Origin of the sequence: Rhodopila sp., assembly GCF_035548095.1 — a bacterium.
Classification (GTDB): domain Bacteria; phylum Pseudomonadota; class Alphaproteobacteria; order Acetobacterales; family Acetobacteraceae; genus Rhodopila.
In genome coordinates this window covers 1-13,187 of the sequence record NZ_DASZUV010000021.1, presented here as the reverse complement: position 1 = coordinate 13,187, position 13,187 = coordinate 1, and the positions used below count along the sequence as shown (strand labels likewise).

Sequence of the window (13,187 nt, the reverse complement as noted above, 5' to 3'; positions counted from 1 at the left end):
GGAGGGAAACACAATGAGACCACAGGCAGAAGCCATGCGCGCGGTGCTGGCCGAACCCGGCATCCAGGTCGTGCCCGGATGCGGCGACGGCCTGGCCGCACGGCTGGTCGAGGAAGCGGGGTTCCGGATCGGCTTCGCATCGGGGTCCTCGATCTCGGCGATGCGGCTGGCCTGGCCCGACGTGGATCAGTTGACCTATCCGGACATGCTGGATGCTGCGCAGCAGATGGTCGCCGCTGCGCCGAAGGTCTGCTGGCTGGCGGATGGCGATACCGGCTACGGCAATGCGATCAGCGTGCAGAAGACGATCCGCGGCTACGCCCGCGCCGGTGCCGCCGCGGTGCTGATCGAGGACAAGGCCTGGCCGCGTCCGCTGGGCAAGAACAACGCCAAGCTGGTGGTGGAACGCGATGAGGCGCGGCTGCGCTGCCGCGCGGCGGTGGCGGCGGCGCGGGAGGAAGGCATCCTGCTGCTGGCTCGCACCGATGCCCGCACGTCCCGCGGGTTCGACGAGGCGCTGGCACGGCTGAAGGATTTTGTCGAGGAAGGGGCTGACCTGTTCTTCCTGGACTCGCCGGCGACGGAGCAGGAGATGCGCGCCGCGGTCGAAGCCTGCCGGGGCAAGCCGGCGATCGCGGTGACCAACCCGGCCGGCAAGCATTTCAAGCCAGCGGATGACGTGTTGGCGGGGATCGGCATCAAGCTGGTGATCTACCCGCAGGAAATCCTGGCCTCCACCGTGCTGGCGGTCCGCGCCGCGCTGGCGGGACTGAGGAGCGGGCAGCGGGCGCCGATGGCCAGCGCGGCCGAGCTGGCGACCGCGCTGCGGACGGCTGACTACCTGGCGCTGGACGAGAAGCTGGCCGGGAAGGCCTGAGGCTCGGCCGGATCAGGCGGCTACGCCGGGGGTTGCCACCGCGCTGGGTGCGGCAACGTGTTGTCCCGCGACATGCGCCGCCGTGGCGGGCCTGGTCGCGGGGGCGCATGTCGCGGGGGCGGACGTGGTCGCGGGGGCGGTCATGGCCGGGACGGCGACGGCGCCCTGACCGGCCTTGCCTGCCTGGCGCGTGTTCCCCCCGCCAGCCGCCGGAATGCCCAGGCCGGTCTCGCGCGCCATCAGCGCCCGGTAGGTCGGGCCGACGCCAAGGGCCTTCACCGCCGCGGTGAAGATGAGTTCGTGGTCCGGCTGGGCGACACCGGGAACGTTGTCCGCGACGGCCGGCTTGGTCCCCGGATGGGCAGCCCGCTCGGCCGCCGACTGGTCAGGTGCCGGCCGACTGAGCGCCGACTGACCGGGCGCCGGCTGACTGGACGCTGATTGGCTGGACGCCGGCTGACTGGACGCCGGCTGGATCACCCGCGCCCGCGGCGGGGCTGATGCGGGGGCCGTGTCAGGCTCCGCCACTGGCTCCGCGTTGGCGTCCGCTGTCGCCATCCCGTCCGGCCGTTCGGCCGCCGCCTTGGCCGCCTGCCGGCGCTGGCGCTGCAGGGTGCTCAGCAGGCGCCGAGTGGACAGTTCGCTGCGCTGCATGATGGCGGCAGTACGGCGCAGCGTCAGGATGGCGGCTTCCGTCAGATGGGGTTTGCCCAGATCCTGCAGGACGGCGCCGACCTGCAAGCCGAAACCGGAAGCCTGGGCGGCAAGACGCAATTCCTCATACGTCCCGGGATCATACCCGGCGATCATCGCCAGCGCCTCATCCCGCGCCGCAGCGGCATCGCCACCGGCAGCGGGAAGCAGGTGCGGAACCAGCGGCATGACGACGAGCCTGAGCATGATGGGGGAGAAGGCCGCCAGCAGCGCGGACACGGGGATGGACATCATCATGGGCCTTTGCAGAGGGGCTTTGGTTCCCCTTAGTAGGATATAATTCTCTCAACTGTCAAGGATATATATCCTAGAGCGCGATCGCCTGAAGCCGGCGGTGAGACGGCGTGAACCGCGCTCCTGAATCAAAGAGATGGTAAAGGCATCACAGGGTCAGCCTGACCCGTGATGCTTTAGGTATCGGCCGGAACGGCATCGCCGGAGACCCGGTCACGCCCGATCAGCGCCAATTCTTCCGCCACGGACACGAACTCGCCGCCGCCCGAGACCTTCTCGGCACCGAAACGCCTCTCGAACAACGCCCGCACCGCCGGCACGAAGGATGTGCCGCCGGTCAGGAACACGCGATCGATCGCATCGGCGGCCACGCCGGCATTCGCCAGCGCCCGGTCCACCGTCTCCGCCATGCGGCGCAGGTCGCCGGCGATCCAGGCCTCGAACTCCGCCCGCGCGATACGGCGGTCGACCACGAAGTCGCGATGCGCGATGCGCAGCGTCGCGGCGTCCTGTCGCGACAGCGCCGCCTTCGCCGCGCTGACGGCCTGATACAGCGGATAGCCCATCTCATCCTCGATCAGGCCGATCAGCGCGCGCAAACGCTCTGGATGCGCGCTGGCCGCCGCCACCGCCGCGATATCGCGCACGGTACGCGGTGTCCGCATCATCGACAGGCTGTGCCAGCGGGCAAAGCCGCTGAAATAGTCCGGCGGCACCGGCAGCGCCTTGCCCATCACCGTATAGGTATCGCCCTTGCCCAGCAGCGGCGAGACGACATGGTCGATGATACGGTAATCGAACGTATCGCCGGCGATCCCGATACCGGCATGGCCCAGCGGCGTCACCCGCCGGCTGCCGCCGAGGGGATCGAAGCGCATGACCGAGAAGTCGCTGGTGCCGCCACCGAAATCGCCGACCAGCACCGTGGTCGCGGCCTCGAAGGTGCGGGCGACGCGATAACCCGCCGCCTCGGGTTCAAGGGCGACCTCGATGTCGGGGAACCCGGCCTCGGCGAAGGCGCCGCGCAGGCGGGCGACGCCGAATGCGTCATCGGCGGACTCGCCGGCAAAGCGGACCGGGCAGCCGGCGACGATACGGACGTCACCCGGATGAGCGTCGTGCGGACGAACATCATGCGGACGGCCGTCACCCGGATGAACGTCATGCGGACGAAGGCCATCCGGCGGGGGATCGCCCGGCTGGCCGCCCAGCAGCGCCCGCAGGAACAGGGCGACGAGCTGCTCCAGGGTGAACGGGCGGCCGAAGATGCGTGTCTGGGTGAAGCTGCGCTGCGCCAGGTAGGTCTTCATCGACATGATCAGGCGGCTGTCCAGCGGCTCGTCCAGATAGGCCTGCACCCCTTGCGGGCCGGCCGCGTGATGCAGCCTGGCGCGGCCGCCAGCTTCCTCGGACCAGAAGCACAGCACGGTGCGGAACACGTCCAGCTCCGTCCCGTCCGCAGGGAAGCGGCGCGTGCGCACGCTGCCATCCGGGCGCAGGATCGCCACCACGCTGTTGGTCGTGCCGAAATCGACGCCGATCACTGTGGTCATGCACCGCCCCTCCGGCCCAAAAGGGGCGGGTTCAACCGCATCCGCGCCGCGGATGCAAGGGGAACGGCGCGCTGCCTACAGCGCCGAGGTCACCCGCCGCACCAGGGCCTGGGCGTAATCGCGCGTCGAGGCCTTGCCGCCCAGGTCACCGGTACGGACGTTGTCCCGGTTCAGCACATCGTCGATCGCCTTGCGCAAGGCGGCGGCGTGCTGGGCCAGGCCGACATGATCCAGCATCAGCCCGGCGGCCAGCAGCAGCGCGGTGGGGTTGGCGATGCCCTTGCCGGCAATGTCGGGGGCGGAACCGTGCACCGCCTCGAAGATCGCCGCCTTCTCCCCGATATTGGCGCCCGGTGCGGCGCCCAGCCCGCCGACGAGGCCGGCGATCAGGTCGGACAGGATGTCGCCGAACAGGTTGGTGGTCACGATCACGTCGAACTGCCACGGGTTCAGCACCAGCTGCATGGCGCAGGCATCGACGATGCGGTCGTCGCAGGCGATGCGGCCTTCATAGTCCCTGGCGATCTCCTTCCCCGCCTCCAGGAACACGCCGGTCAGCGCCTTCAGGACATTCGCCTTGTGGACGATCGTCACCTTCCTGCGGCCATGGCTCACCGCGTGCTCGAACGCATAGCGGATGATGCGTTTCGCCCCGTCGCGGGTGTTCACGCCCGAGGAAATCGCCACCGCGTGCGGATCGTCGCCGACCGGGATGTAGTGTTCGAACGCGACATACAGGCCTTCCAGGTTCTCCCGCACCAGGATCAGGTCGATATTGTCGAAGCGCCCGCCGGGCACCAGGGTGCGGGCCGGGCGCAGATTGGCGAAGAGCTGGAATTCCTCCCGCAGCCGCACGTTGACGGAGCGGAAGCCGCCGCCGACCGGCGTGGTCAGCGGGCCCTTCAGCGCCAGCTTGTTGCGGCGGATGCTGTCCAGGGTGGCACCGGGCAGCGGGTCGCCGGCGGCTGCGATGCCGGCCATGCCGCCCTGCTGCACATCCCACGCGAACGGCGTGCCCATCGCGTCCAGCACCTGGATCACCGCCTCGACGATCTCCGGCCCGATCCCGTCGCCGGGGATCAGCGTGCAGGGGATCTTGTTGCTGCCGGCGGCGGTCGGTGCGGTCGGTACGGTCATGGGCGTCTGGCTCTCGTGCGGGGCGTTGGCGTCAGGATGGCGGACAACGGTCTATACTGCCGCCTGTCGTGACGGCGAAGCCTGTTATTGCGATGCAGCACAACGCGCCAGCCATGACGCCGATCAAGCCGGACCGGCCTGGGGAGTCTCCTCGACGAACGCCGCATAGGCCTTGGCCAATTCCGGCACCGAGGTCTCATAGAACCGCTTGCCCTTCTCGGGCGAGGCCAGGCCGGGGTTGGAGCCGATCCGGCCATCCGGGAAGCGGCGGCGGTAGTCGGCCGGCCCGTGGAACCGCCCGCCAGGCGCCCGCGGCGGATGCATCTGCGCCTGCTTGATCGTTTCCGGCAGCGCGAACTGGGTCAGGCTGACCTCGCTGGCGGTGGCGTGGCTGCCCTCATCATCGCCGAACACCTCCTTCGACAGCGTGGCCATCGCCTTGCCGTCCCACCAGTTGGCCAGACGGCAGCGCACCTCGTCGTCATCGGCGCGGCGCAGACCGATCGCGCCCTCGAACTCCGCGTAGATTTCGGAAAACGCCGCCTGGCAGGTGGCGATGTTGCCGCCATGGCCGTTGATGAAGAAAAAGCGCCGAAAGCCGTGGCGGGCGAGCGACAGCACATAGTCGCGCATCAGCGCGATCAGGGTGGAAGGCCGGACGGTCATGCTGCCGGCGAAGCCCATGTGGTGCACAGCGATGCCGACGCCGATGGTGGGGCCGACCATCGCGTTCGCCGCCTCCCCCACCCCGCGGGCGACGATTTCGGCGCAGATGGCGTCGGTGCCGATCAGCCCGTTCGGGCCGTGCTGCTCCGTCGAGCCGATGGGCAGGATGATGCCGGCGGAGCGGATGAGGTAGGTCTCGACCTCCTGCCAGGTCTGGTGTTGCAGCAGCATGGGGATGGCTCCTGGTTGACGGGCCAGGGTGCCTGCTGGCGTGCGCGCTGGATAGGGGTCAGGAATTGGCGTCGACGGCGCGGCGGTTGGGCGTCCCCCCTCAGGTTGGACACAGTGGCGATTGTCAGGCCTCGCAATGACCAGGCTGACAACGCGCCCCGGAAAGCCAACGTCGCGCGCCGCCGCGAAGGCGACGCAGCCCAACGCTGTCCTATCTCGGCGTCCCACCATGTTCCCGCAAGCGCCACAGCCGCCGCTGCAGGCGGATGACGTACAGGGCCGTCGTCGCGCACGCTCCCATAAGGAGGCCGATCCAAAGACCCAGGACCGGCATGGCGATCATGTGAGCCAGCAGAAATCCAGCCGGCAATCCGATGACCCATGAACCGGCGATGGAAATGACCAGGGGACCGCGCGCATCGCGCATTCCGCTCAACGCGCCGCCAATCGCGGACTGCATGCTCTCCAGGAACAGGATGCAGGCCGCCACCGGGAGCACCGCCACGGTCGCGGCGACACCGGAGGGATTGCCGGTCCCCAGGAACCACGATGCCACTTGCACCGGCGCGGCCAGCATCATGGCGACGATGGACAGGCTGACGCCGGCGGAGAGCTGGACCGCGATCCAACCCGCCGACCTGACCTGGCGGAACTGACCGGCACCGATCCCGATACCCACACGGGCGTTCGCCGCATCGCTGAAGCCGAACGAAAAGACGCCCAGGAGGTCCACAATCCGCCCCGCGACCGCGTGGGTTGCGACCGCGCAAGGGCCAAACGGCGCGACGATGAAGGCAGCGACCGGCAACACGCCTTCACGCAGGACGATACGGAATGCGAATGGGAGACCAAGCCGCACGATCTCCTGATACCGGCGCCTGTCCCACGTGACAGGAGCGGAGAGCGAGCGGCTGAACGCGTCGGCGGGTGATCGGCGGATGATGATGAACAGCAGGCCCCACGCCAGCACGGCGACCAGCGAGTAGGCCAGGCCGGCTCCCACCGCGCCGAGAGGCGGAAGACCCAGCCCGCCGAATGCCAACCACCAGGTCAGGGCGGCGTGTAGCGGCACTGCCGCGATCATGATTGCGGTCGTGACACGTACTCGTCCCGCCGCGACGGCGAAACTGCGAACCGCGACGTAACAGACCCACGCCGGAAGACCCCATGCGGCACCGACCAGATAGTCCGCGGCGGCTTTTGCCTCCGGGCTGCCGTGGTGACGCAGAAGCAGGACGCTGCCCAGCAGCAGAAGCGCGGCGCCCGGCAACGAGAAAGTGAGGCCAACCCAAAGAGCGTGCTGACCGGCAAGGCGCACGCTTTCCTCGTCGCCGCGGCCGCGCGCCTCGGCGGCAATCGGCGTGACGGCGGTGACCACGCCGAGGGCGAAGAGAAAAATCAGCAGATAGGTGCTGAGAGCCAGCGTGACGCCCGCCATGACGGCGATGCCCAGCCGCGCGACGATGACGGTTTCCACAGCCGAAATGACCAGCTGTGCGAACATGGTGAGGGTTACGGAAACGGAAATGCCGCCGATGGCCCGCGCTTCCGCGATCCATTCTCGGGTGAAGGGACGCATCGTGATCTCTCGACATCGGGCACGTCGCGCCAAAGGGCGCGAGACCCGGGAGGGACAGTCGCAAGGGACCGCGGCCGGCCAGGACGGCAGCCGCGTGCTGCGTCAGTCAGAGCAGGGTCGAGAGGTCAGGACGCCGGGAGCGTCAAACGAGCCGCTATTCCCGCCCTGCGACACAATGCCGCAGGGCCTGCCAGGGGGCACGCGGCTGATGCTTGCGGTGCATGCTCATACATCCTCCCTCCGGCGATCGGTTGCGATAAACCCGAGTGTAATGATCGTTCGCGCAGACCGGCAAGTCTGGTCATGCTCGTCCGGTCATGCTCGCCGATCCGGAATGGCATCAGCCGTCCCGCGCGCCGTCGACGCCTCGACCGGTGATCACGGGCCGGCGGCAGCCATCACCCCCCTCATCGGTGGCGCTTCACTCTTTCGCCTGGTGAAGCGCCCAATCCGCGCGTCATCGGCGATCCACCGGCCGCCACCGCAGCATGGCGACCTTCACGGTGTCCAGCACGAGGCCATATCCCAGGCTGGCGCCGAACAGCGCCACCACGACCCGGCCAGGCAGCGGCGCCATGAACCAGCCTTCCCAGGCAAGGCCCGTGGCGATCGTCGCGGCGATCACCATCGCCGCCAGCAGCACGGCCGCGGGGCGCGAATGCCACACATGCTCGCTCTCCCGCAGCACGAGGCTGGTCGCCTGACCCGCCAATACAAGCGTAAGGAATGTCAGGCTCCGCATCGTCTCGGCGTCCAGTCCAAGCCAGAACCAGCCGAGCGCCAGGATTGTCATGACATAAGCCAGCTTCACGGACCCGAGCGGCAGCGCGACGAGCGTCAGTTCCCGGATGCGCCAGGCGTTTGGATAGGGGGTGGGCTTCGCCCGATCGCCGGCGCGCGCCATCATCGCGATGTCGCTGGTCAGCATCCAGAGAGCCTGCAGCAGCGGGGTGAGCACCGCGTGGCGGGTCATGACCAGGCCGCCGCCCATGACAATGAGCGTCACCGACTTGTTCACCAGCATGCTGAGAGTGAATGTCAGAACCCGCCGGAAGGCGGCCCGCCCCTCCTCGATACACGCCAGGATGCCCCGCAGACCAGGCTCGGTCAGCACGAGTCCGGCGGCGGACTTGGCGACATCGGTCGCGCTGGAGACCGCGATGCCCATCTGCGCCTGCCGCAGCGCCGGCGCGTCGTTCGCTCCGTCGCCGCACATGCCGACAGCGTAGCCTTCACTTTGGAAGGCGCGGACGAGCTTGAACTTGTCTTCGGGAAAGACGCCGGCATAGACGGCGTAATCCCCCGGCCCGGCCTGCCGCGGAATCCCGCCGGGCCGGCAGACCGGCCCATCCAGTCCGATGGCGCGGGCGACCGTGCTGGCGGTTTCCGCCGTGTCGCCCGTCATCATGACGGGGACGATCCCCAGCGTCCTGAGCTCGCGCAGCAGGGGCGCGGAATCGGCGCGCGGCGGATCGCTGAGCCCGATAAGCCCGATCACCGCCATGGCGCCCGGCTTGCCCGCCGCGACGGCCAGCACGCGGAATCCCGCACTGCTCAGGCTGGCCGCCGCAGCCTCGGCCTCGGGACTGAAGCGGGCGAGCGCGGAGATGGCAATGGGCGACCCCTTGGCGATATGGATCGCCTCACCGTCGGGCCCGGCGACGGTCGCGCCTGCCATTTTGGCGGCGGGATCGAAGGGCGTGAAGCGAAGCACCTTCATGAGCGGCCCGTCCAAACGGGACGCGGCCGCGCGAATGGCCGTGTCGACCGGATCCTGGCCGTCGGCCGAGCTGGCGGCAGCCGCGGCGGTGAGCACCGCATCCTCGCCGGTCCCCTCGGCCAGCGGGATCACGCGGCCGACACCGAGGCTGTTCTCGGTCAGCGTCCCGGTCTTGTCGACGCAGAGCACGTCGATCATCGCGGCTTCCTGCAGGGCCGCGAGCCGTGCCAGCAACACGCCCTGCTGCGCGAGCCGCCGCGCGCCGAGAGTCGCCGCCAGGGTGAAGACCGCCGGCATGGCAACCGGGACCGCCGAGAGCAGCGCCGCGAGCACCAGCGGGACGATCTGCGCGACCGTCATGCCGATGGCGTAAGCATAGGCGACTATTGCCACCACGATCGTCATGTTGACCGTGGTCAGCGCCTTGACCACGCCCAGCACGGCCTGCTGTTCGCTGCTTTCGATATCGGCTGTCCGCACCAGCTCCGCGGTGCGGCCGAAATAGGTGCGAGGTCCGGTCGCGACGACTTCGGCAATGGCTTCGCCGCGCCTCACCAGGGCGCCGGCATAGGCCGTGGCGCCGCGCTCCTGGTCCACCGCCACGGATTCCCCGGTGAGCATCGACTGGTCCAGGAGCACCGAACCGGACAGCAGCCGCACATCGGCGGGCACGATGCCGCCAAGCGAGAGCTGGATGATGTCGCCGGGCACCAGCACCGATGCCGGCGCTTCAGACCAGGCACCGTCGCGCCGCAGCCGCGCCCGCGGCGCGAGGCGCTGACGAAGCAGGGAAAGGGTTGCGCTGGCACGTCCCTCCTGGACGATGCCCAGGACGACGTTGATCAGCAGAAGCGTCCCGACCATCGCGGCCTCCAGCCGCTCGCCGGCCGCCAGTTCCAGGATGATGCTGATCTCCAGCATCCACGGCACGGGCGACCAGAAATGGTGCAGCGCTCGGCGTACCGGGTGCTCCTCCGACGCGACCACTTCGTTCGGACCGGTTTCAGCGAGACGACGGGCTGCCTCTTCTTTCGAGAGACCCCGCGGCACCCCGGTGGTGCCGCCGCTGCGCTCCGACGGCGGCCGTGGGGACGTGGTATCAGGCTTCACACCTCGGCTCCCGGCCTTGATCCTCGGGCGGTTCATGGCCCTGGCAAAACCATCCAGGTTCGGATGGACGCGGCGCGCCGCCGCCCGCATCAGGTTCCCGCTGGCGGCGCACCCTGAGGGCAGAACATCCGCGGCGGGACGATACATCCGGCCGCCTGGTATGAGAGGCGGTCGCACACCCGTCCATGATCGCCGGACAGGGGGCGCGGACGGCGGCCGCCATGGGGCCACCAGTCTCCGGTCACGCGGTCACCGGCCGCCCTACCCAAACACCCGCGCGAAGATCGCATCCACCGCCTTCATGTGCAGTGCCGGGTCCATCGCCGCGTCCAGTTCCGCCGGCTTCACCATCCGTGCCACGTCCGGATCGGCGTCCAGGTTCGCGCGAAACGACCGCCCCTGCGGCGTGCCCAGCTTCGTCCATGTCTCCATCGCGCAGCTCTGCACGATCCGGTACGCGTCCTCCCGCAGGATGCCGGCCCTGGTCAGCGCCAGCAGCACCTCCCCCGAGTGGACCACGCCGCCCAGGCTCTCCAGGTTCGCCCGCATCCGTTCCGGATAGACCAGCAGCTTCTCCATCATCCCGGCCAGGCGCATCAGCGCGAAGTCCAACGTCACCGTCGCGTCCGGCGCGATCGCCCGCTCCACCGAGGAGTGCGAGATATCCCGCTCATGCCACAGCGCCACATTCTCCAGCGCCGGCGTCACGGCGGAGCGGACGATGCGCGCCAGCCCGCACAGGTTTTCGCTCAGCACCGGGTTCCGCTTGTGCGGCATGGCGCTGGAGCCCTTCTGGCCGGGATGGAAGAATTCCTCCGCCTCCCGCACCTCGGACCGTTGCAGATGCCGCACCTCGGTCGCCAGCCGCTCGATCGCGCTGGCGATCACGCCCAATGTCGCGAAATACGCCGCATGGCGGTCGCGTGGGATCACCTGCGTCGACACCGGCTCCGGCTTCAGGCCCAGCTTGCCGGCGACGTAGTCCTCTACCCGCGGGTCCAGGTGGGCGAAGGTGCCCACGGCGCCGGACACCGCCGCCACCGCGATCTCGGCCCGCGCCGCCACCAGCCGGTCCCGGTCGCGGGCAAACTCGGCGTAATGGCCGGCCAGCTTTAGCCCGAATGTCGTCGGTTCGGCGTGGATCCCATGGCTGCGGCCGATGGTCAGCGTGTATTTGTGCTCCAGCGCCCGGCTTTTCAGCGCCGCCAGCACCGCGTCGATATCCGCCAGCAGCAGGTCGGTCGCCTGGGCCAGCTGCACGGACAGGCAGGTGTCCAGCACGTCGGAGCTGGTCATGCCCTGGTGCACGAAGCGCGAATCCGGCCCGATCGCCTCGGCCAGCCAGGTCAGGAAGGCGATGACGTCGTGCCGCGTCTCCCGCTCGATCGCGTCGATCCGCTCGATGTCGGCGGCGTTGATGGCGGCCAGCTTGGGCGCCCCCTTTTCCCGGATGGCGCGCGCGGCGGATTCGGGGATGGCGCCGACCCGGGCCATGCCCTCGGCGGCCAGGGCCTCGATCTCGAACCAGATGCGATAGCGGTTCTCGGGCGCCCAGATGGCGGCCATTTGCGGACGGGAGTAGCGCGGAACCATGGCGGGCCTTGTCCGGTTGAGGAGCGGGAGATCGGCGCACGCACCGTTCCAATGATGGAACCCGAACGAAACGCACGCTGAAACAACATGTTAGGACAGATTCACCCTGCACAGGCGGGGCGGATTCGGTCTAGACCGCCGGTGCCCCTGCTGGCAAGCGCGGAAAGGCTCTGAGCGGATGAACTGGACGCAGGACCTGCTGGCATTGGCCCAGGTCATTCTGATCGACCTGGCGCTGGCCGGGGACAACGCGGTGGTGGTGGGAATGGCCGTCGCCGGCCTGCCCGCCAACCAGAAGCGCCCCGCCATCCTGCTGGGGATCGGCGGCGCCACGGTCATCCGCATCGCGCTGGGGGCGGTGGCCATCCAGTTGCTGGCGATCATCGGCCTGCTGCTGGCCGGCGGGCTGCTGCTGCTATGGGTGTGCTGGCGGATGTTCCGGGAATTGCGCGCGCCGCACGGCGTCAAGGCCAGCGGCGGCGGCCGGACGCTGCGCGGAGCCCTGCTGCAGATCATCCTGGCGGACGTGTCCATGAGCCTGGACAACGTCCTGGCGGTGGCCGGCGCGGCGCATGAGCGGCTGTGGGTCCTGGCGACCGGCCTGGTCTTCTCGGTGGTGCTGATGGGGCTGGCCGCCAACCTCGTCGCCGCCCTGCTGGAGCGCTACCGCTGGATCGCCTGGCTTGGCCTGCTGATCGTGCTGTACGTGGCGCTGTCCATGATCTGGGACGGCGCCCACGACGTCGCCGGCATGGTCGACTGGTAACCGGCGCAACATCTAGCGAAACCGGCACGATATCGAATTGATCCATTCCTCGGCATGCAGCCTGGTGCCGTGCAGCAGCAACGCCACCACCGCGAAGGCGGCGATCAGCAACACCGGAGGCAGCCGCGGCCGCGGCATGTCGGCCTGTGCAAACAAGCCGATCCCCACCGCCCCCACGACGCCGCCGGTCAAGACCTCGGCCGGCGTGTGGACACCCAGCGCCAGGCGCGTCGCGCCGATCGCGGCGCCGACCGCGATCCCGCCCAGCACCGCTGCAGCGCGCCATCGGCGGTGCGGGCCCGCCAGCAGCACGAATATCCCGCCTGCCACCAGCGTCGCCGAGGCGGTGTGCCCACTGGGCGTGCGCAGCGCACCGACCAGCGACGTGCACGGCAGGATCATCTTCAGCAGGAACATCGTCCCCAGCACGAAGCCACAGCACAGCATCCAGGCGACGACTGTCCGCCAGGGCTCCGCCACCCACAGCCACAGACCGATCAGCGCGACCATCGGCAGCACCAGCGACTGGTCTGCGAAGTCACTCAAGAACTGGACCATACGGAAAAGACCATCCCCCTTGGCGTCCCAGCCAGTCAGCACGGCGCGGCCGCCGCCCGCAAGCGGCGTGCCGCGGCGCCACCATCGCCGGGACAGGTGAAGATCTTGCTAAAGCATGCCAGGGTCGTGCCAGCGTCGGATCGACCCTGGCATGCTTGATCACCTCTCTGATTCATGAGAGCGCGAGTCATGCCCTCTCACCGCCGGCTTCAGGCGATCGTGCTCCCATCGCGGCCGGGCCACGAACGCCGCGCGGGCTCGATACGCGTCACGGCCGCACCCTGGCACGGCCATGACGGTTGCGGGGTGGGCCGCCGGGCGCCACCGGCGGGTCAGGCCGGCACGGTTTCCAGCACGGAGTCGAAGCCCTCGAACACCGGATGGCCGGTTGTCAGCCGGGTGCCGGAGCCCGCGTCGCGGTGGGCCGCCCTGAACGCCTCGGACTTCGT

The 13,187-nt window shown here is 69.2% G+C and carries 10 protein-coding genes; 2 read left to right on the top strand and 8 right to left on the bottom strand.

Annotated features, from left to right (window positions below):
- Window positions 1–13 precede the first annotated feature (13 nt).
- Window positions 14–877, top strand: a complete 864-nt coding sequence (locus tag VHC04_RS16125) for an isocitrate lyase/PEP mutase family protein (RefSeq protein WP_325683104.1) — start codon at window positions 14–16, stop codon at window positions 875–877.
- A gap of 12 nt (window positions 878–889) precedes the next feature.
- Here VHC04_RS16125 and VHC04_RS16120 read toward each other — a convergent pair whose 3' ends face one another.
- From VHC04_RS16120 to purB, 7 genes are all read right to left on the bottom strand, one after another.
- Entirely contained in the window at window positions 890–1,828 is a 939-nt protein-coding gene (locus VHC04_RS16120) for a hypothetical protein (protein WP_325683102.1), read from the bottom strand.
- Window positions 1,829–2,001: 173 nt separating this feature from the next.
- The gene (locus VHC04_RS16115) at window positions 2,002–3,378 is read right to left on the bottom strand and encodes an Hsp70 family protein (protein ID WP_325683100.1); all 1,377 of its coding nucleotides are present in this window, start codon (window positions 3,376–3,378) and stop codon (window positions 2,002–2,004) included.
- 75 nt (window positions 3,379–3,453) lie between these two features.
- On the bottom strand, window positions 3,454–4,515 hold the full coding sequence (locus tag VHC04_RS16110) for an isocitrate/isopropylmalate dehydrogenase family protein (protein WP_325683098.1): 1,062 nt from the start codon (window positions 4,513–4,515) through the stop codon (window positions 3,454–3,456).
- A gap of 123 nt (window positions 4,516–4,638) precedes the next feature.
- Window positions 4,639–5,412, bottom strand: coding sequence for a creatininase family protein (locus VHC04_RS16105; RefSeq protein WP_325683096.1), 774 nt, complete (start codon window positions 5,410–5,412; stop codon window positions 4,639–4,641).
- A 211-nt stretch (window positions 5,413–5,623) separates the two neighbouring features.
- Window positions 5,624–6,991, bottom strand: a complete 1,368-nt coding sequence (locus VHC04_RS16100; protein WP_325683094.1) for an MATE family efflux transporter — start codon at window positions 6,989–6,991, stop codon at window positions 5,624–5,626.
- 457 nt (window positions 6,992–7,448) lie between these two features.
- On the bottom strand, window positions 7,449–9,821 hold the full coding sequence (locus VHC04_RS16095) for an HAD-IC family P-type ATPase (RefSeq protein ID WP_325683092.1): 2,373 nt from the start codon (window positions 9,819–9,821) through the stop codon (window positions 7,449–7,451).
- 261 nt (window positions 9,822–10,082) lie between these two features.
- Window positions 10,083–11,414: an adenylosuccinate lyase gene (gene purB / locus VHC04_RS16090; RefSeq protein ID WP_325683090.1), complete on the bottom strand. Its 1,332-nt coding sequence runs from the start codon at window positions 11,412–11,414 to the stop codon at window positions 10,083–10,085.
- A 178-nt stretch (window positions 11,415–11,592) separates the two neighbouring features.
- Between purB and VHC04_RS16085 the strand changes: the two genes are divergently transcribed.
- Window positions 11,593–12,180, top strand: coding sequence for a YjbE family putative metal transport protein (locus VHC04_RS16085; protein WP_325683088.1), 588 nt, complete (start codon window positions 11,593–11,595; stop codon window positions 12,178–12,180).
- Between the two features lie 12 nt (window positions 12,181–12,192).
- Here VHC04_RS16085 and VHC04_RS16080 read toward each other — a convergent pair whose 3' ends face one another.
- Window positions 12,193–12,726 (bottom strand): phosphatase PAP2 family protein, encoded by a 534-nt coding sequence (locus tag VHC04_RS16080; protein WP_325683086.1) that lies wholly within the window; start codon window positions 12,724–12,726, stop codon window positions 12,193–12,195.
- Window positions 12,727–13,187 lie beyond the last annotated feature (461 nt).

Bases quoted from the DNA above. Each gene is read 5' to 3' on its own strand.
- VHC04_RS16125 (WP_325683104.1), top strand. From the start codon at position 14: ATGAGACCACAGGCAGAAGCCATGCGCGCGGTGCTGGCCGAACCCGGC.
- VHC04_RS16120 (WP_325683102.1), bottom strand. From the start codon at position 1,828: ATGATGATGTCCATCCCCGTGTCCGCGCTGCTGGCGGCCTTCTCCCCC.
- VHC04_RS16115 (WP_325683100.1), bottom strand. From the start codon at position 3,378: ATGACCACAGTGATCGGCGTCGATTTCGGCACGACCAACAGCGTGGTG.
- VHC04_RS16110 (WP_325683098.1), bottom strand. From the start codon at position 4,515: ATGACCGTACCGACCGCACCGACCGCCGCCGGCAGCAACAAGATCCCC.
- VHC04_RS16105 (WP_325683096.1), bottom strand. From the start codon at position 5,412: ATGCTGCTGCAACACCAGACCTGGCAGGAGGTCGAGACCTACCTCATC.
- VHC04_RS16100 (WP_325683094.1), bottom strand. From the start codon at position 6,991: ATGCGTCCCTTCACCCGAGAATGGATCGCGGAAGCGCGGGCCATCGGC.
- purB (WP_325683090.1), bottom strand. From the start codon at position 11,414: ATGGTTCCGCGCTACTCCCGTCCGCAAATGGCCGCCATCTGGGCGCCC.
- VHC04_RS16085 (WP_325683088.1), top strand. From the start codon at position 11,593: ATGAACTGGACGCAGGACCTGCTGGCATTGGCCCAGGTCATTCTGATC.